This is a genomic window from Streptomyces sp. NPDC030995, assembly GCF_055571215.1.
In genome coordinates, this window is sequence record NZ_JBVIFS010000007.1 from 71,334 (window position 1) to 89,436 (window position 18,103).

Here is an 18,103-nt window from a genome sequence, read left to right on the forward strand (position 1 = left end):
CGTCACCTCACCCGGGCGCGGAGCTCCATGGCGTCGCGCGCGGCGCCCTCGCTCTCGTACACCTCGCACATGTGCCGCCCGTCGGGGGTCACCGTGTGCTCGACCTCCCACAGACTGACCTCGCTCCCGTCCACCAGCACGAAGGCGTGCTCGTACAGGCTGAAGCCGGCGTCCCGCCCGTCGGACAGGCACTGCCGCCCGCCGAACGCCTGCGTGATCTGGTGCGCGTACGCCGACCGCAGCCGCTCCGCCACCGGCTCACCGGGCCGGTCCGCGTTCTCCGCGCGGCGCAGCACCCGCCGGGCGTGGTCGGCGGACTGCTCCACCGCGTACTCCCGGTGCCGCCGCACCGGCGTGGAGGCCGCGAACAGCGCGCTCAACGCCGCCAGGTCGTTCTCCGGCTCCTCGTCGCCCGGCAGCAGCACCGGATCGGGCGCCGCCCCGGCGGCGGCCTCACCGAACAGCCGGGCCACCGCCAGGCAGGTCTCCGCCTTGCTCGCGAAGACCTCGTGACGGACCGTCCGGTCGCCCTCCAGCCGGTACGCCAGCTCCCACAGCGAGACCGAACCGCCGTCCGTCAGCAGATAGGTGTGCCGGTGGGTCTCCCGCCAGATCCCCGTCGCCGGGCTGTGGTGGGTGGTGTAGAGCGAAGAGCTGTGGGCGAGCGCCGTGCCGAGGCGCTCGACCAGCCTGTCCGGCAGGTCGAAGGAGTTGAGGGCGCGGCCGAGGAGTCGGTCGAGGTGCGCCTCGGTTGTCTCGTACGGATCGCTCAAGGGGGGTCTCCAGGCCGTCGCAGCTTGTCACTTCGCGGAAGCTCAACGTAACCCCTGGTTCTGACATCACGTCCGGGGTTCGGTAAAACGTCCGGGAAGCATCGGAGGTTCCCGCCACCCCTTCAGGTCAACTTGCGTACGGATGCGCATGGTTCGGCCTGCTCTGTGGTGGAGCGCGGGAGTATGGGCCACATGGCAACGAATACAGTGGGCGTCCCCCGGCAACAGGGACGGCCCGGCAGTCGACACGAGGGCGAACGGGACGCCGCACCACGGGGGTTGGCCTGGCTCCTGGTCCTCACCGGGGCGGCCGGGCTGCTGGCCTCCTGGGTGATCACCCTCGACAAGTTCCTCCTGCTGGAGGACCCGAACTTCAAGCCCGCCTGCAGCCTCAACCCGGTGGTTTCCTGCGGCAGCGTGATGAAGAGCGACCAGGCGGCGGTCTTCGGCTTCCCCAACCCCATGCTGGGACTGGTCGGGTACGCCGTCGTGGTCTGCGTCGGCGCGGGCCTGCTGGCCGGCGCCCGCCATCGCGGCTGGTTCTGGCTGGGTCTGAACGCGGGCACGCTCTTCGGCACCGGCTTCTGCGCCTGGCTGATGGTCCAGTCGCTCTACGAGATCAACGCGCTCTGCCTGTGGTGCTGCCTGGCCTGGGTGGCGACCCTGCTGATGTTCTGGGCGGTCACCGCGCACAACGTCCGCACCGGCGCGCTCCCCGCCCCCGGCCCGCTGCGCGGCTTCTTCACCGAGTTCGGCTGGGCCCCGCCCGCCCTGCACATCGGGGTGATCGCCATGCTGGTCCTCACCCGGTGGTGGGACTTCTGGACCTCCTGACCCCCGTGCGCGAGGGCCCCGGCAGCTGGACGCTGCCGGGGCCCTCGTCACATCGCCGCGGCGCTCGACGCGGGTGGGGTCCCCCCGGGCGGAGTCCGGGGGGAGTCCGGGGAGGAGATCAGCTGCCGGCCGAGAGGTTGCCGGACAGGATCGGGATGTTGCTGAGGATGTGCGAGAGCGGCTCGTCGCCCTTGGCCTGGGTGGAGTTCTCGGTGCACTGCTGGTTCTGCGGGTTCGACAGGACGTTGATGTCCTGGACACCGATGTTGGCCGCGCCGACCAGCGACTGGGTGTTGATCTTCGCCGGCAGGGCGATGCAGGGCTTGTTCAGGGTGCCCTGGACCAGGCTGAGCTGCGGGCTCATGTCGCCGTGGGTCTTCTGGTTGCCGTAGATCTGCGCGGCACCATTGCCGTTGACGGTGTTGACCCCGTTGTCGTTGCCGATGGCCATCGCCGGGGCCGCGGCAGCGGCGCCCGCGCCGACCGCAACGGCGGAAACCGCGGCGGCGGTCATGAACTTCTTGAACATCTTGATCCTTTTGTCGCACGAGTGCCCGCTGATGGAGCGCCCTGGTCAACTGGCCCGACCGGGGGTTAGTTCCGCCGCTTCACTCAAACGGCCCGTGCGCGCCGGGGTTTTCCCCGGCCCGGGTGAGTGGCCTCCGGACGTGTGCGCGAAGCCCGTACGCAGCCCTCAGCGGTTCAAGATCCGGTTGCGCTCCGTGCGAGGTGTTCGCACGGTGGGTGAGGAAGCGGATCGCTCGGGTCCGTTCGCGTGTCCCCACCAGTTCGCGTGTCCCCACCAGAAGGAACCTCCATGCACCGCACGAAGCCGTCCCGCGCCCGCCTCCTCGTCCCGTCGGCGCTCACCGTCGTCATACTGTCCGGCGCGGCCGCCCCCGCCGGCGCCGCGGACGGTGAGGGCTCCCGGGCCGTCAACGATCGAGTGGCCTCCGTCCAGCGGCAGGTCGACAAGATCGAGAAGCGCGCCGCGGCCGCCGGGCCGATCGACGACCTCCTCACGAACCTGGGCAAGACCCTCGAGGGCCTCCTCGCGACGGTGGGCGGTCTGCTGCCCGACGGGGTGAAGCTGCCGCCGATCGAGCTGCCGAAACTCCCGGAGCTGCCCGGCCTCCCCGACCTGTCCGATCTCATCCCCAAGCTGCCCCCGGTGGAGCTCCCGCCGATCGACGGGCTGGTGCCGGAAGTTCCCGCGACCCCGCTGGTGCCGCCGGTGGACGCCGTGCCCGAGATCCCCGAGATCCCCGAGATCCCCGAGATTCCGGAACTCCCGGAGGTTCCGGACATCCCCGCCCTTCCGTAGGGCTCAGGGCGGGCGGGAACCCGCCTCGTGGTTACGACAATTGAGCCGAACAGGTCTAATCGCGCGTGTACCCGTGTCGTCATGGGAGGCTGGGCCGTTTCGCTCGGTGTGAGCCCCGGATCGGGGCAGAACGTCGAACAGAAGGTGCACTTCCCATGAACTCTGCCAAGAAGGCCGCCCTGGTCCTGGCCACCGCTGGTATCGCTGCGGCCGGTGCCGCCGGCTCCGCCGTCGCCGACGCGTCGGCCGAGGGCGCGGCCGTGGGTTCCCCCGGCGTCCTCTCCGGCAACCTGCTCCAGGTCCCGGTGCACGTCCCGATCAACGTCTGCGGTAACTCCGTGAACATCGTCGGTCTGCTGAACCCGGCGTTCGGTAACGTCTGCATCAACGACTGACGTCGGCTGCACAACCTGCTGTGGGCGCCCCGGCCTTGCCGGTGGCGCCCACAGTCGTGTCGTGCGTGTTCAGCCGGGGCGGTCTCAGCCCTGGCCGCCGTTGAGCTTCACGCCGCCGAGCATCGGGGACGCCTGGGTGGCGCCGTTCGCGAGGCCGAGCACAGTGCCGGGCACGTTGTTGCGGGCCTTGTTGACCTCCTGGACGGTGCCCACGACCTTGTTGACGTGGTCGCCCTGCTCGGCCAGCGCGGCGCCGGCGGTCTGCGGAAGCGACTCGGACACCGGGTTCACGGCCTCCGTCACCGCGGTCACCCCGCTCGTCAGGCTCATGGGCACGGCCGAGGCTTCGGCGGCGAAGGCGGGGGCGGTGGCGGCGAGGGAGGCGACGGAGCCGACGACGACAGCGGCGACCTTCGTGAGCTTCATTATCGAAATCCTCTTCTTTTCGTGGGCAGAGGCGTCAGTGGCGACCGGCGCGCCACTTTCCCCATGGGTAACGATTCCCCGCCGCTACGGAAACGCGGACGCGCGTGTGATTAGCGGCGGGATCACGACAGCGGCCGGAGAATCCGACAAGGGATTCTCCGGCCGATATTTCTTCTGATTACCGGTATTGCCGGTCAGGCGATGCGCGACCGCCGGTACAGAATGGCGCCGCCCAGGATCAGGGCGGTGGCGAGGGCCGCCGCGGCCGCGGGCTGACCCGCGCCGGTCTCGGCCAGCATGGGCGCGGTCACCTGCGCCGGAGCGGGCACCGGCGCAGGCGCCTCGGCGGGGGCCGGAGCCGGAGCCGGGGGCAGGTGCACGGGGACGTCACCGGCGGGGGCGGCCGGCGGCTGGTCCGCCGGCGGTACGACCTCGGGCGCCGGGGCCGGGTGCTCTACGGGCTGACTCCCGTGCGGCGGCCGGGGCGCGGGCGCCTCCTCCCCGACCGGGGCGGGGGTCTCCGGCGCGGGGGCGGGTGCCGGAGCCGGCAGCGGAGCCGGGTGCTCCTCCACGGGCTGCGGCATCGGGTGCGGCCGGTCGGGCGCGGGCGGGGCGTGGTGCTCCGGCGGGGGCGGTGCGGACCCGGGGTGGTCGTCGCACTCCTCCTCCTTGCCCTCCTCCTCGGCGGGGCCGCCGTAGCCGCCCTCGTGGCGCTCCTCCTCGACGCGCGGCTTCGCGTGCCGCGGCCCGTCGCGGCGGGGTTCCTGCTGCCGCTGCTCCTCGTAGCGCGGCGACTCGTGGCGCTGCTCCGGCACCGCGTGCCGCGGCCCCTCGCGCTCCTCGAGGTAGCGCGCGAAGGCCTCGGCGTTCTCGGGGCTGAGGTAGCGCTCGTACGCGTGGTCCTCGTTGCTGTGCGAACCGGTCGTGGTGGCGCACTTGTTGCCCATCGCGGGGTTGAGCGCCGCACCGCCGTCCACGCTGTTGCCGCACACGTTCGGGGCGAGGGTGAGCGGTACCGAGACGCTGTTACCGGCCAGCACACCCGGTGAGTGCGAGGCCTCGGCGCTCGCTCCGGGGTGCGCGTAGGCCGCGCCCGCCGCGATCGACAGCAGACTCGACGCGGCCGCAGCCGTGAGCATGCCCTTGCCCAGAACCTGTCGGCTCAGTACCTGTCGCATGGATCCTTCCCTGTCTACCGGCGCTACCGCCGGTGTCGAATCGAAGGTGGCCTCGGAGTGCACCGCCGTGCACTCCGAGGCCACCCCGAGGAGGTTTGCCCGTGTGGGCGCAACCGCTTCGTCAGCGGTTGACGCAGACGTTGCCGAAGGCCGGGTTCAGTGCCGCGACCAGGTTGATGGTGTTGCCGCAGATGTTGATCGGGATGTTGATCGGCACCTGGACGGCGTTGCCCGAGAGGACGCCGGGGGAACCCACGGCGGCGCCCGAGGCGTCGGAGTTGGCCATGGCGGGGGTGGCGGCACCGGCCGCCATCAGAACCCCGGCGGTCAGCGCCACGGCCTTCTTGTGCATCATTTCTTTTCTATCCTTCCCGCAGAGGTGTATCCGCTGCAGAATTAACAACGAGTGGCCCGGGGAAAAGAAACCGCACTTTTCGTGCAGTCGGCCTGGAACTCACCCCAATGCCCCGGCTTGAATTCGGGGCGACCGGCGGATTTGAGCAGCCGATTTCCGAGAGGCGGGGAACCGGGCTTTACATGCGGCGAGGCCGCCGCGACCCGAAGGTGCGACGGCCTCGCGGGCACCGGCCTCGGTCAGCTGCCCTGGGACACGTTGCCGGAGAGGATCGGGATGTTGCTGAGGATGTGCGACAGAGCCTCGTCACCCTTGGCCTGGGTGGAGTTCTCGGTGCACTGCTGGGTCTGCGGGCTGGACAGGACCGGGATGTCCTGGACGCCGATGTTGACCGCGGAGACCAGCGACTGCAGGTTGGCCTTCGCGGGGAGGGCGATGCAGGGCTTGTTGAAGGAGCCCTGGATCAGCGCCATCTGCGGGCTCATGTTGCCGTAGGTGGCCTGGTTGCCGTAGATCTGCGCGGCACCATTGCCGTTGACGGTGTTGACGCCGTTGTCGTTCCCGATGGCCATCGCCTGCGGGGCCATGGCGGCACCCATGCCCACGACCGAGGCGGCAACCGCGGCCGAAGCCATCATCTTCTTGATCATTGTCGTCCCTTTTTTGCAGGATTGCCCGGTACTGGAGCACCCGGAACAACGGCGCTGCCACGGTTCGGGTTGCGTGGCTTCACTCGGATGCAGCCGTTTCGGGCGGCGCGGTTGACGCTCAGGCGTTCACGCAGGTGTTGCCGAAGGCCGGGTTCAGCAGGGCGATCACGTTCACGGTGTTGCCGCACACGTTCACCGGGACGTCGACGGGGATCTGGAGCAGGTTGCCGCTCAGGACGCCGGGCGACCCGCCGGCGAAGCCGTGGGCCGTCGCACCGTCCCCGCCGTCCCCGCCGTCCGCGGAGGCGAGGCCCGCGCCGCCCATCAGCACGGCGACGCCCGCGACGGCCACGGTGGTGCCGCGCACCAGCCTCTTCTTCATCTCGGTATTCCCTTTTGGTTCGAACGCTGGTGCAACTCATAACGACCCGCCCGTTCCGAGGGTGCGTGCTATCGCCCAAAAGGCCGTACGAGCGAGTCCGACGTGATTTCCAGCCCGATTTCTGACAAAGTTCACTCCTGTTTTGTTCCCTTGATCGAAAATGGAGACAGGGTCATGGGTTCCTCCCGCAGAATCCTCGGCACGCTCGGTCTGCTGTCCTGCCTCACGCTTTCCGCGCACGCCCCCGCGGCGTGGGCGGCGCCTCCCGCTCCCAAAGAGCTGCCCCGGGTCCCCTTCACTCAGCGTTACCAGGCCGTGCAGCACGGCGGGCTGGTGCGCGCCTCCAACTCCGGCATCAGCTGCCGCCGGGAGGAGTCCCCGCAGGCCGAGCCGTGCGCCGAGGTCAAGAAGGGCGCGGCCGGGGTCAACAGCGACTTCGAGATGTTCTACAGCGAGGTCGACAAGGACCCGGACACCTACAACTCCACCCGGGCCGAGCTCAAGGTCCCGCAGGGCGCGAAGGTCTCGTACGCCCGCCTCTACTGGGGCGGGAACCTGCGGGTGGGCGAGCAGAAGCCGCCGGAGGACAACGGGCGGGTGCTGGTCGCCGAGCCGGGCGGCTCGTACAAGGAGGTCCTCGCCGACACGGTGATGGGCCACCGCACGGACGCGGGCAGCGATGCCTACCAGGCCTCCGCCGACGTGACCCCGCTGGTGCGCAAGGGTGGCGCCGGGATGTGGACGGTCGCCCAGCTCAACATCGCCATGGGGCACTCCGACGTGGGGGCCTGGGGCGGCTGGACGCTGGTCGTCGCCTACGAGCACCCGCAGGAGCCGGTGCGCCGGATCTCGCTGTGGGACGGCTTCGAGGGGCTCGCCGCCCCGGGCGGCGACGGAAAGGTCGAGATCGAGGGCCTGGACGCGCCGGCCGGGTCCGCGGGCCGGGTCGGGCTGGTCGCGTACGACGGCGACCGGGGCACCCTGGGCGACTCACTCACCGTGACGGCCGACAGTGGACGCCGGGTGAGCCTCAGCGACGGAGAAAATCCTTTTAATGATGTTATGAATTCCACGATCACGGAATTCGGAAATCAGTCGTTCGTGCGACAGCCCGAACATATGAATAATCTCGGATATGACGCGGACGTGTTCGACCTGAGTCCCGCCCTGTCCGGTGGCGCCCGCAGCCTGAGCTTCAGGTTCACGGGCGAAAGTCAGGGTCATTTCCTCGGTGTGCTCTTCGTTCAGACAGACGCGCGCCGCTGAACGTAGGAGACCACTCCACGTGCCCACACAACCTCGGGCAGCACAGCCCACGACCGTCCTCCATCTCGTACAACCCGTCGACGGCGGTGTGGCCAGGGTCGTCACCGACCTCGTCCGCGCACAGACCGCCGAAGGCCTTCGCGCCGTCGTCGGCTGCCCGTCCGGCGGCACCCTCGCCGAATCCGCCCGGGCCGCCGGGGCCGAGGTGCTCACCTGGCGTGCCGGACGCTCCCCGGGGCCCGGCCTGCCCGCCGAGCTCCTCGGGGCCCGGCGGCTGCTGCGCCGGGTCCGGCCCGACCTCCTGCACGCCCACAGCGCCAAGGCCGGGCTGGCCGGGCGGCTCGCCGCGCGCGGCGCCGTACCCACCGTCTTCCAGCCCCACGCCTGGTCCTTCGACGCGGTCGGCGGGGCCACCGGCGCACTCGCCCTGCGCTGGGAGCGGTACGGGGCCCGCTGGGCCGACCGGGTGCTCTGCGTCAGCGAGGCCGAACGCCGTGCGGGCGAGACCGAGGGCATCACCGCCCGCTGGTCGGTGATCCGCAACGGCGTGGACCTGGGCCACTTCCGCCCCCGCGAACCCGACCCCGACCACGACAAGGCCCGGGCGCGCGCCGAACTGCCGCTGCCCCCCGTCTTCCGGACCGACGGCGGGCCGCTCGCCGTGTGCGTGGGCCGGATCTGCCACCAGAAGGGGCAGGACATCCTGCTGCGGGCCTGGCCGGAACTGCTGGGCACCGTGCCCGCGGCCCGCCTCGCCCTCGTCGGCGACGGCCCCGACACCGAACGGCTGCGCCGCACGGCCCCGCCCGGAGTGCTCTTCGCGGGCGCCGCCGCCGACATCCGACCGTGGCTTCGGGCCGCCGATCTCGTTGTACTGCCGTCGCGGTGGGAAGGCATGGCGCTCGCCCCGCTCGAAGCCATGGCCTGCGGCCGCCCGGTCCTGGTCTCCGACGTCAGCGGTGCCCGCGAGAGCCTGCCGCCCGGCCAGGGACGTCTGTGCCTGGTGCCGCCGGAGGATCCGACGGCGCTGGCCAAGGCGCTGGCCCGGCTGCTCGCCGAACCGCGGCTCCTCGCCGAACTGGGGGAGCAGGCCCGGCAGCACGCCCGGACCGACTTCGACGTGCGGCGGACCACGGACGCGGTCACCGGCCTGTACCACGAACTGCTGGGCAGGCCCCGGCCCTTGAACCAGGAGCGCATCAGCCGATGACGATGGACAGCGCACCCGCCCGGCACACCGGGCAGGGCGGCACGGGGCCCGCCGGCGGCAGCGCCTTCGCGCCCGCGCCTCACGCGGGGGCCCGCCGCTCCGCGACCGCCATCCACCCCCCGCGCAGGCCCAGGACGGACCAGGCCCGGTCCGCCGTACGCCCGAAGCGGGTCCGGCGCCGCAGCCGGGTGCTCCCGCTGCTCACCGCCGACGCGCTGGCCGCCGTACTCACGGCGGCGACCCTGCCCGGACCGGCGTTGCCGGCCGTCGCCGTGCTCCCCGTCCTGCTCGGCGCGCTGCACGCGCAGGCGGGGCTGTACCGGCCGCGGCTCGCCCCCTCCGCACTCCTCGAACTGCCCGTGCTGGCCGGGCGGTCCGCCGTCCTGTGGTGCGGGGCGGCCGCCGTCGTGGCCGCCCTGGACCCGGCCCACGCCCTGGGCTGGAGCGTGCTGCTCACCGCCGTCTGCCTCCAGGTCGTGCTCGCGTGCGCGGGACGAGGTGTCGTCAACCAGCTCCAGCATCGTGCGGCCGTTCGCAGGCCCGCCTCCGCCCTCGTCGTCGGACCCGGCGCCGGGGCGGGCGCGGTGGCCGCCGCCCTGTACGGCCGCCCCGAGTTCGGGCTGCGCCCGGTCGGGATCGCCGATCCCTCTGTGACCTACGCCCCGGCCGAAGGGGACGCCGGCGCCCTGCCGTTCCTCGCCACCCACGAGGACATCCGGCGCGCGGTCATCCAGAACTCCGTCCGGCACGCGGTGTTCACCCGCCCGCCGGAAGCCGACGAGCGCACCGCCTCCCTGGTCCGGCTCTTCCACGACCACGGCTGCCGGCTGTGGCTCGCCGACCCGGCCGGCACCGCCAAGGTCACGGGCATGCGCCTCGCGCACCCCGCCGACCAGCTGTGGGGGTACGCCGTACAACCGCTGCTGCCCCGTCCGGCGCGGCCGCTGGAGCGCTGGGCCAAGCGGGGCATCGACGCCGTGCTCGCGCTGGTCGCGCTGATCGCCGCCGCGCCCGTGATGGCCGCCTGCGCGCTCGCCGTACGGGTCGGGGACGGGCCGGGGGTGATCTTCCGGCAGGAGCGGGTCGGGCTCTACGGACGCCCCTTCACCCTGCTGAAGTTCCGTACCCTGCGCGCCGACGAGCACGAGGCCGCCACCCGCTGGACGGTCGCGGGCGACCGGCGGATGAGCCCGGTCGGCTCCTTCCTGCGCAAGTCCTCGCTGGACGAGCTGCCGCAGCTGTGGAACGTCGTACGGGGTGACATGAGCCTGGTCGGCCCGCGCCCCGAACGGCCCTTCTTCGTCGCCAAGTTCTCCACCGTCCACCCCGGCTACGAGGCCCGGCACCGGATGCCCGTCGGCATCACCGGCCTGGCCCAGATCAACGGCCTGCGCGGGGACACCTCCATCGAGGACCGGGCCCGCTTCGACAACCACTACATCGACACCTGGTCGCTGTGGCAGGACCTGTGGATCCTCGCCCGCACCGCGGCCTCCTTCTTCCGCTTCCGGCTGGGGGGCAGCTGATGAGCCTTGCCGTGTCCCTGAACGGTGTACGGCCCGACCTGTCGGGCCTGCTGCGCCGGCACTGGCCGCTGCTGCCGCTCGCCGCGACCGTGCTGTTCCTGCTCGCCCCGCTCCCGGCGGGGGACGCGACCACCTCCGGGAAGGTCGGCCCGGCCGACGCCGCCTCGCTGCTGCTGGTGTTCGTCTGCGCGGTGCAGGCGCTGCGCGGCCGGGTGCGGGCGCTGACCCCGCTGGGCGTGCTCGTGCTCGGGGCGCCGGGGGTCGGGCTCGCGGTCGCGACGATGACCGCGGGGGACCCGTACGCGGCCCTGCCCGGCTTCGTGCGCTACCTCCAGGTCTTCGTGCTGGTCCCGGCGGCGGTGGTGCTGCTGGTGCGCGACGCCAAGGAATTCCGGCTGGCCGCCGGGTGCTTCGTGGTCCTGGCGCTGGTGCAGGGCGCGGTGGGGGTCGTGCAGTACGCCACCCACACCGGGGCCTCGTACCAGGGCGAGGACATCCGAGCCGTGGGCACCTTCGGCCCCGGTGACGTCATGGGCATGGCCACGGTGGTGGCGTACGGGCTGGTGGTGGCGACCGCCGCCGCGCTGGCGCCGGACCTGCCGCAGCGGGTCCGGCGGATCGCCGGGGGCTCCGCGCTGGTGCTGGTGCTGCCACTGGTGCTGTCCTTCAGCCGGGGCGCGTGGATCGCCACCTTCGGCGCGGCGGTCCTGGTGATGGGGCTGGCCGGGATCCGGCGGGCGCTGAAGGTGGTCGCCGCGCTGGCCGCCGCCGGGGTGGTGCTGGTGGGTGGCCTCGGGGTCGGCTCCGAGATGGTCGCGGAACGGCTGACCTCGATCACCCAGGTGTCGAGTGCGCCCGACCAGTCGGTGACCGACCGTTACACGATGTGGGCCGCCGCCGAGTCGATGTGGCGCGAGCGGCCGGCGGTGGGGGTGGGGCTGAAGGGCTTCCCCGCCAACCGTGACGGGCACGCCTCGCTGGGACTGTCCTCCGGCAGCGACACCGCGGGCGCGGGACAGGCCTACATCCGCCAGCCGCTGCTCTCCCCGCACAACATGTACCTGCTCATCCTGAGCGAGCAGGGGCTGATCGGGCTGACCGCGCTGGCGGGGGGCTGGGCGGCGCTGCTGGTGGCGGGGCTGCGGCGGGTCGCCTCCGGCGCTGCGGGCATGCGGGACTGCGGGCTGGTCGCGATCGGCCTGTTCGTGTGGCAGCTGACGGACTTCCTCTACGCGGACATCGGGGGCCCGTCCACGGTCCTCACCGGGGTGATCATCGGCTTGGCGGCCTGGTGGGCGTTGCCCTCCCGGGGGATGGCTGGTTCCGGGGCCGCGGCTGAGGGTTCCGGTTCCGCCGGCGCGGGTCCACTGCGTGGGGCTGCCGCGGTTTCCGGTTCCGCCTCCGGCGCGGGTTCACGGGGTAGGGCCCCCGGGGTTGCGGCTCGCCGGTGACGGACACCACGCCTTGGCGGCCCGCCGCCGGCCCCCCGGCCGGGGCGGGCCCCGCCCGTGTCCCGGGTGCCCCGGACCTCGGTCCGTCGCGTGCCCCCGGGGGCACGGATCCCGGCTCCGCCGGTCCCCCCTGGAGCGCGCCCGTGCCCGGGCGCCCCGGCAACGGCCCGGGTCTGCCCGGTGGCCCGGGCGGGCCGGGTGCGGTGGATCCCGGGTTCGTCGCCGGGGTTCTGCCGGGCCGGAACGCCTCCGGGGCCGTGCCCCGTTCGGTCGCACCCTCCGGTGGGGCGGGTGCGGTGGACCCGGGGTTCGTCGCCGGGGCGCTGCCCGGGCGGGGCGGGGCCGCGGCCGTGTCGCGGCCTGGTGGTGAGCCCGCCGCGCGGGAGGCGGTGTTCGGCTCCGCCGGGTATCCGGGCGGAGCCTCGGGGAAGCGCAGTGTGCCCGTGGCCGCGCGGGGCGCGAGCCGCTCCGCCGACGTGCCCCAGGCCCCCGCCGCGCCGGGGCGCGACCGGTTCGGCTCCGCGGCGCTGCCCGAAGGACCGGCCGCGCCGGCGCGGGAGCGGCTCGGTCATGGCCACCGCGCCGGCGGTCCCGGCGGCACCGGCGGGAGCCAGCCCGGCGCCGGTGGGAGTCCGCCGTTGGGGCGGTTCCTGGCGAAGGCCGCCGCCGTCACCGCCGGGCTGACCGCGGCCGGGGCGGTGTTCGGGCTGGTGCGCGACCAGACCATCGCACACCTCTTCGGGGCCGGGCACGACAGCGACGCCTTCCTGATCGCCTGGACCGTGCCCGAGATGGCCTCGACGCTGCTCATCGAGGACGCCATGGCGCTGCTGATGGTGCCCGCCTTCAGCCACGCCCTGGCCCGGCGGGCCGCCAGCCGGGCCGGGCTCACCCGCAAGGAGGCCCGCGCGCAGGATCCCGTACGGCTGCTCGTGGGGGCGACCCTGCCGCGGCTCGTCGTGTTCCTGGCCGCCGTCGCCTCCGTGCTGGTCGTCGCCGCGCCGGTCGTGGTCGGGGTGCTCGCGCCCGGCCTGCCCGATCCCGGACTGGCCGTCGAGTGCACCCGTATGACGGCCCTGACCGTGCTCTCCTTCGGAATCGCCGGCTACTTCAGCGCGGCGCTGCGGGCGCACCGGTCCTTCGTGCCGCCCGCCGCGATCTACGTGTCGTACAACGTCGGCATCATCGGGACCATGGTGGCCCTCCACGCCCTGTGGGGGGTGCGGGCCGCCGCCGCGGGCGTCGCCGCCGGCGGGCTGCTGATGGTGCTCGTCCAACTGCCCGCCTTCATCCGGAACGTGGGCTTCGGCGGGCCCCGCGCCAAGCGGACCGCCCCGCGCAGCCAGCGCGACCGGGACCGCCCCACCCTCATCGCCTTCGGGGTCATCGCCCCCGTGATCTTCTTCGCCGTCTTCCGCCAGTCGCAGGTGCTCGTCGAGAGGTTCCTGGCCGCCTCGCTGCCGTCCGGGGCGATCTCCCACCTCAACTACGCGCAGAAGGTCGCGCAGATGCCGATGGTGCTCTCCCTGATGATCTGCACCGTCACCTTCCCCGTCGTCGCCCAGGCCATGGCCGTCGGAGAGCCGGAGAAGGCCCGTCGGCGCGTCGAGCAGGACCTCGCGCTGGCCTCGCTCGCCGTGCTCATGGGCACCGCGCTCGTCATCGGGTACGCGCCCCAGATCATCCAGGTCCTCTTCGAGCGCGGTGCCTTCACCCACCAGGACACCCTCGCCACCGCCTCCGTCATGCGGGTCTACGGACTCGGACTGCTCGGCCACTGCCTCGTCGGGGCGCTGTCCCGGCCCTTCTTCTCGACCGCCCGGCCCACCTGGTTCCCGGCGCTCGCGATGGGCGCCGGACTGCTCGTCAACGTCGTGGCCGGAGCCTTCGCCGTCGACTGGTGGGGCACCTACGGGATCGCCGCCGCCAACGCCGCCGGCATCTCCACCACCGCCGCCCTGCTGCTCACCGGCCTCGGCTCCCGGATCATCGCCATCCAGGTCCGCCGGGTCGCCGTCAGCATCGGACGGCTCGCCGTCGCCGCCGTCGCCGCCTGCGTGACCGGCTGGATCGCCGGGCCCATGATCCCCGACCCGATGCTCAGCGCCGCCCTCGGCTGCCTGCTGGTCCCGGCCATGTTCGGAGCCACCGGCATGGCCATACGCGCCCTCGAAGTCACCGCCCTGCCCGGTCAGATCTCCCAGTTCACGCAGAGGTTCCGCAATGTCCGCTGACACCGACACGGCCCACGAGGCCGTGGTGGTCCCCGCCCGCCGGACCGCTTCGCCGTGGGTCCTGATGTACCACTCGGTCGCCGAGTTCACCGACCCCGCCGAGGACCCGTACGGGATCACCGTCACCCCGCGCGCCCTGGAGGCGCAGCTGCTGTGGCTGCGCTCCCGCGGCCTGCGCGGGGTGTCGGTCGGCGAACTGCTCCGGGCCCGCGCGGCCGGGCGGGGCGCCGGGCTGGTCGGGCTGACCTTCGACGACGGCTACACCGACTTCCTGACCCGGGCGCTGCCGCTGCTGCGGCGCTACGGCTGCACCTCCACCCTCTTCGTGCTGCCCGGGCGGCTCGGCGTGGACAACGTGTGGGACCCGCTGGGGCCGCGCAAGTCCCTGCTCACCGCCGAGGGCATCCGCGAGGTCGCCGAAGCCGGACAGGAGATCGGCTCGCACGGACTGCTCCACCAGGACCTCACGGCGACCTCCGACGACGTGCTCCAACAGGAACTGCGGGGCAGCCGCGACCTGCTGCGCGAGCTGACCGGCACCCTGCCCGAAGGATTCTGCTACCCGTACGGGCACCTCGACGCCCGGGTCGTCGACGCCACCCGCGCCGCCGGATACGGCTACGCCTGCGCCATCGACCCCGGACGGCTCGCCGGCCCGCACGCCCTGCCGCGTACGCACGTCAGCCAGGCCGACGGCGGCGCTCGGCTGCGCATCAAGCAGCTGCGCCACCGCACGCGCGAGCTGCGGCGGGCGGTGCACCGGTGAAGAAGGTCAAGGCACTGCACGTCATCACCGGGCTCGGGGTCGGCGGTGCCGAGCAGCAACTGCGGCTGCTGCTACGGCACATGCCGATGCAGTGCGACGTCCTCACGCTGACCAACCCCGGGCCGGTGGCCGAGGGGCTGCGCGCCGACGGGGTGCGGGTCGTGCACCTGGGGATGCGGGGCAACCGGGACCTGGGGGCGCTGCCGCGACTGGTGAAGTTCATCCGGCGCGGCCAGTACGACATCGTGCACACCCACCTGTACCGGGCGTGCGTGTACGGGCGCCTCGCGGCCCGGATCGCGGGCACCAGGGCGACCGTGGCCACCGAACACTCCCTCGGCGAGGGCGAGATCGAGGGCCGCCCGCTGTCGGGCGGGGTGCGGGCGCTGTACCTCGCCAGCGAGCGGCTGGGCGCGGCGACCGTGGCCGTGTCGGACACCGTCGCCGCCCGGCTGGAGGGGTGGGGGGTGCCGGCCGCGCGGGTGCACGTCGTACCCAACGGGATCGAAGCCGTCCGCTTCCGCTTCGAGGAGGGCGTGCGGCGGGCCACCCGGGCCCGGACCGGACTGCCCGAGCGGGCCTTCGTGGTCGGCGGGGTCGGGCGACTGGTCCCGGGCAAGCGGTTCGACGTCCTGGTGCGGGCTGTTGCCGCGCTGCCGGGCGCGCACCTGCTGCTCGCCGGGGACGGGCCGGAGCGGGCGGGGCTGCGCCGGCTGGCCGCCGAGCTCGGCGCGCAGAGCCGGATCCACCTGCTCGGGGAGCGCGACCCGCTGGGCGACAGCGAGGACGGCCGCACCCCCGGGATCCCGGCGCTGCTGGCCGCCATGGACGTCTTCGTCTCCCCGTCGCGGGAAGAGGCCTTCGGGCTCGCGGTCGTGGAGGCGCTGGCCGCCGGACTGCCCGTCCTGCACGTGACGTGCCCCGCCATCGACGACCTGCCCGCCGCCCAGGCCCCCGGGGCCCGGCGCATCGGCACCGGCACGGAGGAACTGGTCGCGGCGCTGCGGGGCCACATGGAGGCGGGTGCGCGCAGGCTGCCACCGCCGCCGGTGGTGCGCCGCTACGACATCGCCCGCAGTGCGCGGCAGCTACTGGACGTCTACGACCTTGCCCTTTCGGCTGCGCCGGGCCCGGCAGGTCCGCGTGCGGGTGCGGCGCCGTTGCCGGGGGCGCTGCCCCCGGACCCTCCCCCTGCCTCCGCCGGGGGGACCCCCAACGCCTCAAACGCCGGCGGGGCTGAAAGAGCGCCTCGATCGCCGGCGGGGCTGGATCGGCTGGAAGTGCCGGGCGCCGGTGGCTGATCCGAATCCCAGACGGGGTCCCCATCGGGACCCGAACCAACTCCCCTCCCTCCAGGAAGCGAGCACGCTCATGGCCGATACCGCCGACCAGAAGAAGTCCGACGCGAAGTCCGACGCGAAGTCCCAGGCGAAGTCCGACGCGAAGTCCCGGGCGAAGTCCGGGAAGAAGTCCGAGAAGAAGTCGGACCACCGCTCGGAGAAGAGGCAGCGCCGGCGGTCGATGTCGCTGCCCGCGTGGTGGCCGTTGCCCGCGTGCGCCCTGCTGGGGCTGGCCGCGGGCGGGGCGTACGGGGTGGTCAAGGCCCCCGAGTACGCCGCGACCAGCTATGTCGTCGCCGTCCCCGACGACACCACCGAGCCGGCCACCGCCCTCGGCTTCGCGCAGGCGTACGCCCGTATCGCCACCAGCAGTTCCACCCTCGCCTATGCCCAGCCCCGCGCGGGCATCGACGCCCGGAAGCTGCGCACCCAGGTGCGGGCCGAGACCTCGCCCGAGTCCCCGATGATCGCCATCACGGGTACGTCGAAGAGCCCCGCCGAGGCCGCCGACATCGCGAACGCGGTCGCCGACGCACTGTCGCTGAGCAGCAATCAGGCCGCCAAGAACACCGGTGTCCAGCTGCTCCTCTTCAACCAGGCCGTGGCCCCCTCCGACCCCGCCTCCCCGTCCGCCGCCATCAGCGGAGCCGTCGGGATGTGCGCCGGCGGGCTGGTGGGCGGTCTGTGGCTGCTCGCCCGGCCGGGCCGCGCGCGGCGTCCCGAGGAGCCGGAGGCGGCGACGGCGGTGGAGACCGCGGCCGGGCCGGTCGCCGAGCCCGCGGTCGAGGAGTACGCCTCGCTCCCCGCCCAGGGTGAGCACGCGGAGGCCAAGGAGAAGGAGTCCGTGCGATGAGTTCGGGCTCCGCCGGGGCCCTGTCGGTGACGCTGTGCCGCGACCCCCGGCAGTTCGCCGCGCTGGAGGAGCCGTGGAACCGGCTCGTCCGCGGCTGTCCCACCGCCACCCCCTTCCAGAGCCACGCCTGGCTGCACTCCTGGTGGCTGTCGTACGGGAAGGACGGCCGGCTCCGGATCGTCCTCGTCCGGCGCGGCGAGGAGCTGGTCGGCGCGGCCGCGCTGATGCTCGTACACCGGCCGCTGCCGCTGCTGGTGCCGCTCGGCGGCCTCATCACCGACTACTTCGACGTGCTCGTGGCCGCGGAGCACGCCGACCAGGTCGTCCCGGCGCTGGCCCGCGGGCTGCACCGGGCCGCCCGTGGCGCGGTCGTCGACCTGCGGGAGGTCCGCCCCGGGGCCGCCGTCGAGCAGCTGGCCAAGCACTGGCCCGGGGTGGGCGCCCAGCTCACCGACTCCACCTGCATGGAGCTGCCCGCGCTGCCGTTCGACGAGCTGGTCAAGCGGATGCCCGCCTCCGGCGGCCAGCGGGTGCGGGCCAAGCTGCGCAAGACCGACGCGGCCGGGATCGAGGAGCACGAGGTCACCGAGCACGAGGTGCCGCGTGCCGTACGGAACCTGCTGCGGCTCCACGAGAAGCAGTGGCGCGGCCGCGGGGTGACCCCCGAGCACCTCAAGCCGCGCTTCGCCGAGCACCTGACCCGGGCCACCCGGCGGATGGTGCGGGCGGGGGAGGGGCGGCTGACGGAGTTCCGGCTGGACGGGAAGGTCGTGGCGGCCAACGTCACGCTGCTGTCGGCGGCGCTCAGCGGCGGCTACCTGTACGGGGCCGACCCGGACCTGCGGACGCGGAAGGTGGACGTGGCGACGCTGCTGCTGCGCTACGAGGCCGGGCGGGCGCTCGCCGAGGGCCGCCCGGTGGTGAGCTTCCTGCGCGGCAACGAGCCGTACAAGAACCACTGGCGGCCCGAGACGGTCGTCAACCAGCGGTTCCTGCTGGCCACCAGCGCGCTCGCGCCCCTGCTGCGACTGCACGAGTCGCAGGTGACGGGGCGCGAGCGGGCGGTGGACGCGCTGCGGGAGGCGCTGCCGGCCGCCAGGGACTGGCGGGCGCGGCTCAACGAACTGCGGGTTCGATGAC

The 18,103-nt window shown here is 73.2% G+C and carries 19 protein-coding genes; 12 read left to right on the forward strand and 7 right to left on the reverse strand.

Annotated features, from left to right (window positions below; translation table 11 throughout):
* Positions 1-2 precede the first annotated feature (2 nt).
* Positions 3-773 carry a DUF6227 family protein gene (locus tag ACZ45T_RS13910; RefSeq protein WP_468440781.1) on the reverse strand — a complete coding sequence of 257 codons (771 nt, stop codon included), beginning with the start codon at positions 771-773 and terminating at the stop codon, positions 3-5.
* 192 nt (positions 774-965) lie between these two features.
* Here ACZ45T_RS13910 and ACZ45T_RS13915 point away from each other — a divergent pair, with 192 nt between their 5' ends.
* Complete coding sequence (locus ACZ45T_RS13915) at positions 966-1,607, forward strand: vitamin K epoxide reductase family protein (RefSeq protein WP_468440783.1); 642 nt, start codon at positions 966-968, stop codon at positions 1,605-1,607.
* A 118-nt stretch (positions 1,608-1,725) separates the two neighbouring features.
* Here the strand turns inward: ACZ45T_RS13915 and ACZ45T_RS13920 are convergent, their stop codons facing one another.
* Complete coding sequence (locus tag ACZ45T_RS13920) at positions 1,726-2,136, reverse strand: rodlin (RefSeq protein ID WP_468440785.1); 411 nt, start codon at positions 2,134-2,136, stop codon at positions 1,726-1,728.
* A 288-nt stretch (positions 2,137-2,424) separates the two neighbouring features.
* On the opposite strand from ACZ45T_RS13920, the gene ACZ45T_RS13925 reads away from it, so the two are divergent.
* Together ACZ45T_RS13925 and ACZ45T_RS13930 are read left to right on the forward strand one after the other, a co-directional pair.
* Positions 2,425-2,931 (forward strand): hypothetical protein, encoded by a 507-nt coding sequence (locus ACZ45T_RS13925; RefSeq protein WP_468440787.1) that lies wholly within the window; start codon positions 2,425-2,427, stop codon positions 2,929-2,931.
* A gap of 155 nt (positions 2,932-3,086) precedes the next feature.
* Complete coding sequence (locus ACZ45T_RS13930) at positions 3,087-3,326, forward strand: chaplin (RefSeq protein WP_468440789.1); 240 nt, start codon at positions 3,087-3,089, stop codon at positions 3,324-3,326.
* 84 nt (positions 3,327-3,410) lie between these two features.
* Here the strand turns inward: ACZ45T_RS13930 and ACZ45T_RS13935 are convergent, their stop codons facing one another.
* From ACZ45T_RS13935 to ACZ45T_RS13955, 5 genes are all read right to left on the reverse strand, one after another.
* Complete coding sequence (locus ACZ45T_RS13935; RefSeq protein ID WP_468440791.1) at positions 3,411-3,752, reverse strand: hypothetical protein; 342 nt, start codon at positions 3,750-3,752, stop codon at positions 3,411-3,413.
* Between the two features lie 194 nt (positions 3,753-3,946).
* Complete coding sequence (locus tag ACZ45T_RS13940) at positions 3,947-4,930, reverse strand: chaplin (protein ID WP_468440793.1); 984 nt, start codon at positions 4,928-4,930, stop codon at positions 3,947-3,949.
* Between the two features lie 121 nt (positions 4,931-5,051).
* Positions 5,052-5,285, reverse strand: coding sequence for a chaplin (locus ACZ45T_RS13945; RefSeq protein WP_468440795.1), 234 nt, complete (start codon positions 5,283-5,285; stop codon positions 5,052-5,054).
* A gap of 239 nt (positions 5,286-5,524) precedes the next feature.
* Positions 5,525-5,935 (reverse strand): rodlin, encoded by a 411-nt coding sequence (locus tag ACZ45T_RS13950; RefSeq protein ID WP_468440797.1) that lies wholly within the window; start codon positions 5,933-5,935, stop codon positions 5,525-5,527.
* Between the two features lie 118 nt (positions 5,936-6,053).
* Entirely contained in the window at positions 6,054-6,317 is a 264-nt protein-coding gene (locus tag ACZ45T_RS13955) for a chaplin (RefSeq protein ID WP_468440799.1), read from the reverse strand.
* 174 nt (positions 6,318-6,491) lie between these two features.
* Between ACZ45T_RS13955 and ACZ45T_RS13960 the strand changes: the two genes are divergently transcribed.
* From ACZ45T_RS13960 to ACZ45T_RS14000, 9 genes are all read left to right on the forward strand, one after another.
* The gene (locus ACZ45T_RS13960; RefSeq protein WP_468440801.1) at positions 6,492-7,583 is read left to right on the forward strand and encodes a DUF3344 domain-containing protein; all 1,092 of its coding nucleotides are present in this window, start codon (positions 6,492-6,494) and stop codon (positions 7,581-7,583) included.
* 19 nt (positions 7,584-7,602) lie between these two features.
* The gene (locus ACZ45T_RS13965; protein ID WP_468440803.1) at positions 7,603-8,793 is read left to right on the forward strand and encodes a glycosyltransferase; all 1,191 of its coding nucleotides are present in this window, start codon (positions 7,603-7,605) and stop codon (positions 8,791-8,793) included.
* Positions 8,790-10,319 carry an exopolysaccharide biosynthesis polyprenyl glycosylphosphotransferase gene (locus ACZ45T_RS13970; RefSeq protein WP_468440805.1) on the forward strand — a complete coding sequence of 510 codons (1,530 nt, stop codon included), beginning with the start codon at positions 8,790-8,792 and terminating at the stop codon, positions 10,317-10,319. The genes ACZ45T_RS13965 and ACZ45T_RS13970 overlap by 4 nt, the downstream gene beginning before the upstream one ends.
* Positions 10,319-11,770: an O-antigen ligase family protein gene (locus ACZ45T_RS13975; RefSeq protein ID WP_468440807.1), complete on the forward strand. Its 1,452-nt coding sequence runs from the start codon at positions 10,319-10,321 to the stop codon at positions 11,768-11,770. The genes ACZ45T_RS13970 and ACZ45T_RS13975 overlap by 1 nt, the downstream gene beginning before the upstream one ends.
* 476 nt (positions 11,771-12,246) lie before the next feature.
* Positions 12,247-14,004, forward strand: a complete 1,758-nt coding sequence (murJ, locus tag ACZ45T_RS13980) for a murein biosynthesis integral membrane protein MurJ (RefSeq protein ID WP_468441116.1) — start codon at positions 12,247-12,249, stop codon at positions 14,002-14,004.
* Positions 13,994-14,770 (forward strand): polysaccharide deacetylase family protein, encoded by a 777-nt coding sequence (locus ACZ45T_RS13985; protein WP_468440809.1) that lies wholly within the window; start codon positions 13,994-13,996, stop codon positions 14,768-14,770. The genes murJ and ACZ45T_RS13985 overlap by 11 nt, the downstream gene beginning before the upstream one ends.
* On the forward strand, positions 14,767-16,071 hold the full coding sequence (locus tag ACZ45T_RS13990) for a glycosyltransferase (RefSeq protein ID WP_468440811.1): 1,305 nt from the start codon (positions 14,767-14,769) through the stop codon (positions 16,069-16,071). The genes ACZ45T_RS13985 and ACZ45T_RS13990 overlap by 4 nt, the downstream gene beginning before the upstream one ends.
* A 220-nt stretch (positions 16,072-16,291) precedes the next feature.
* Positions 16,292-16,963 carry a YveK family protein gene (locus tag ACZ45T_RS13995; protein WP_468441118.1) on the forward strand — a complete coding sequence of 224 codons (672 nt, stop codon included), beginning with the start codon at positions 16,292-16,294 and terminating at the stop codon, positions 16,961-16,963.
* Positions 16,960-18,102 carry a GNAT family N-acetyltransferase gene (locus tag ACZ45T_RS14000; protein ID WP_468440813.1) on the forward strand — a complete coding sequence of 381 codons (1,143 nt, stop codon included), beginning with the start codon at positions 16,960-16,962 and terminating at the stop codon, positions 18,100-18,102. Before ACZ45T_RS13995 ends, ACZ45T_RS14000 begins: the two co-directional genes overlap by 4 nt.
* Position 18,103 lies beyond the last annotated feature (1 nt).

Excerpts from the sequence above, each read along its gene's own strand:
- ACZ45T_RS13935 (WP_468440791.1), bottom strand. The coding sequence starts at position 3,752 with ATGAAGCTCACGAAGGTCGCCGCTGTCGTCGTCGGCTCCGTCGCCTCC.
- ACZ45T_RS13970 (WP_468440805.1), top strand. The coding sequence starts at position 8,790 with ATGACGATGGACAGCGCACCCGCCCGGCACACCGGGCAGGGCGGCACG.
- ACZ45T_RS13920 (WP_468440785.1), bottom strand. The coding sequence starts at position 2,136 with ATGTTCAAGAAGTTCATGACCGCCGCCGCGGTTTCCGCCGTTGCGGTC.
- ACZ45T_RS13955 (WP_468440799.1), bottom strand. The coding sequence starts at position 6,317 with ATGAAGAAGAGGCTGGTGCGCGGCACCACCGTGGCCGTCGCGGGCGTC.
- ACZ45T_RS13950 (WP_468440797.1), bottom strand. The coding sequence starts at position 5,935 with ATGATCAAGAAGATGATGGCTTCGGCCGCGGTTGCCGCCTCGGTCGTG.
- ACZ45T_RS13975 (WP_468440807.1), top strand. The coding sequence starts at position 10,319 with ATGAGCCTTGCCGTGTCCCTGAACGGTGTACGGCCCGACCTGTCGGGC.
- ACZ45T_RS13940 (WP_468440793.1), bottom strand. The coding sequence starts at position 4,930 with ATGCGACAGGTACTGAGCCGACAGGTTCTGGGCAAGGGCATGCTCACG.
- ACZ45T_RS13985 (WP_468440809.1), top strand. The coding sequence starts at position 13,994 with ATGTCCGCTGACACCGACACGGCCCACGAGGCCGTGGTGGTCCCCGCC.
- ACZ45T_RS13960 (WP_468440801.1), top strand. The coding sequence starts at position 6,492 with ATGGGTTCCTCCCGCAGAATCCTCGGCACGCTCGGTCTGCTGTCCTGC.
- ACZ45T_RS14000 (WP_468440813.1), top strand. The coding sequence starts at position 16,960 with ATGAGTTCGGGCTCCGCCGGGGCCCTGTCGGTGACGCTGTGCCGCGAC.
- ACZ45T_RS13915 (WP_468440783.1), top strand. The coding sequence starts at position 966 with ATGGCAACGAATACAGTGGGCGTCCCCCGGCAACAGGGACGGCCCGGC.
- ACZ45T_RS13925 (WP_468440787.1), top strand. The coding sequence starts at position 2,425 with ATGCACCGCACGAAGCCGTCCCGCGCCCGCCTCCTCGTCCCGTCGGCG.
- ACZ45T_RS13995 (WP_468441118.1), top strand. The coding sequence starts at position 16,292 with ATGTCGCTGCCCGCGTGGTGGCCGTTGCCCGCGTGCGCCCTGCTGGGG.
- ACZ45T_RS13930 (WP_468440789.1), top strand. The coding sequence starts at position 3,087 with ATGAACTCTGCCAAGAAGGCCGCCCTGGTCCTGGCCACCGCTGGTATC.
- ACZ45T_RS13945 (WP_468440795.1), bottom strand. The coding sequence starts at position 5,285 with ATGATGCACAAGAAGGCCGTGGCGCTGACCGCCGGGGTTCTGATGGCG.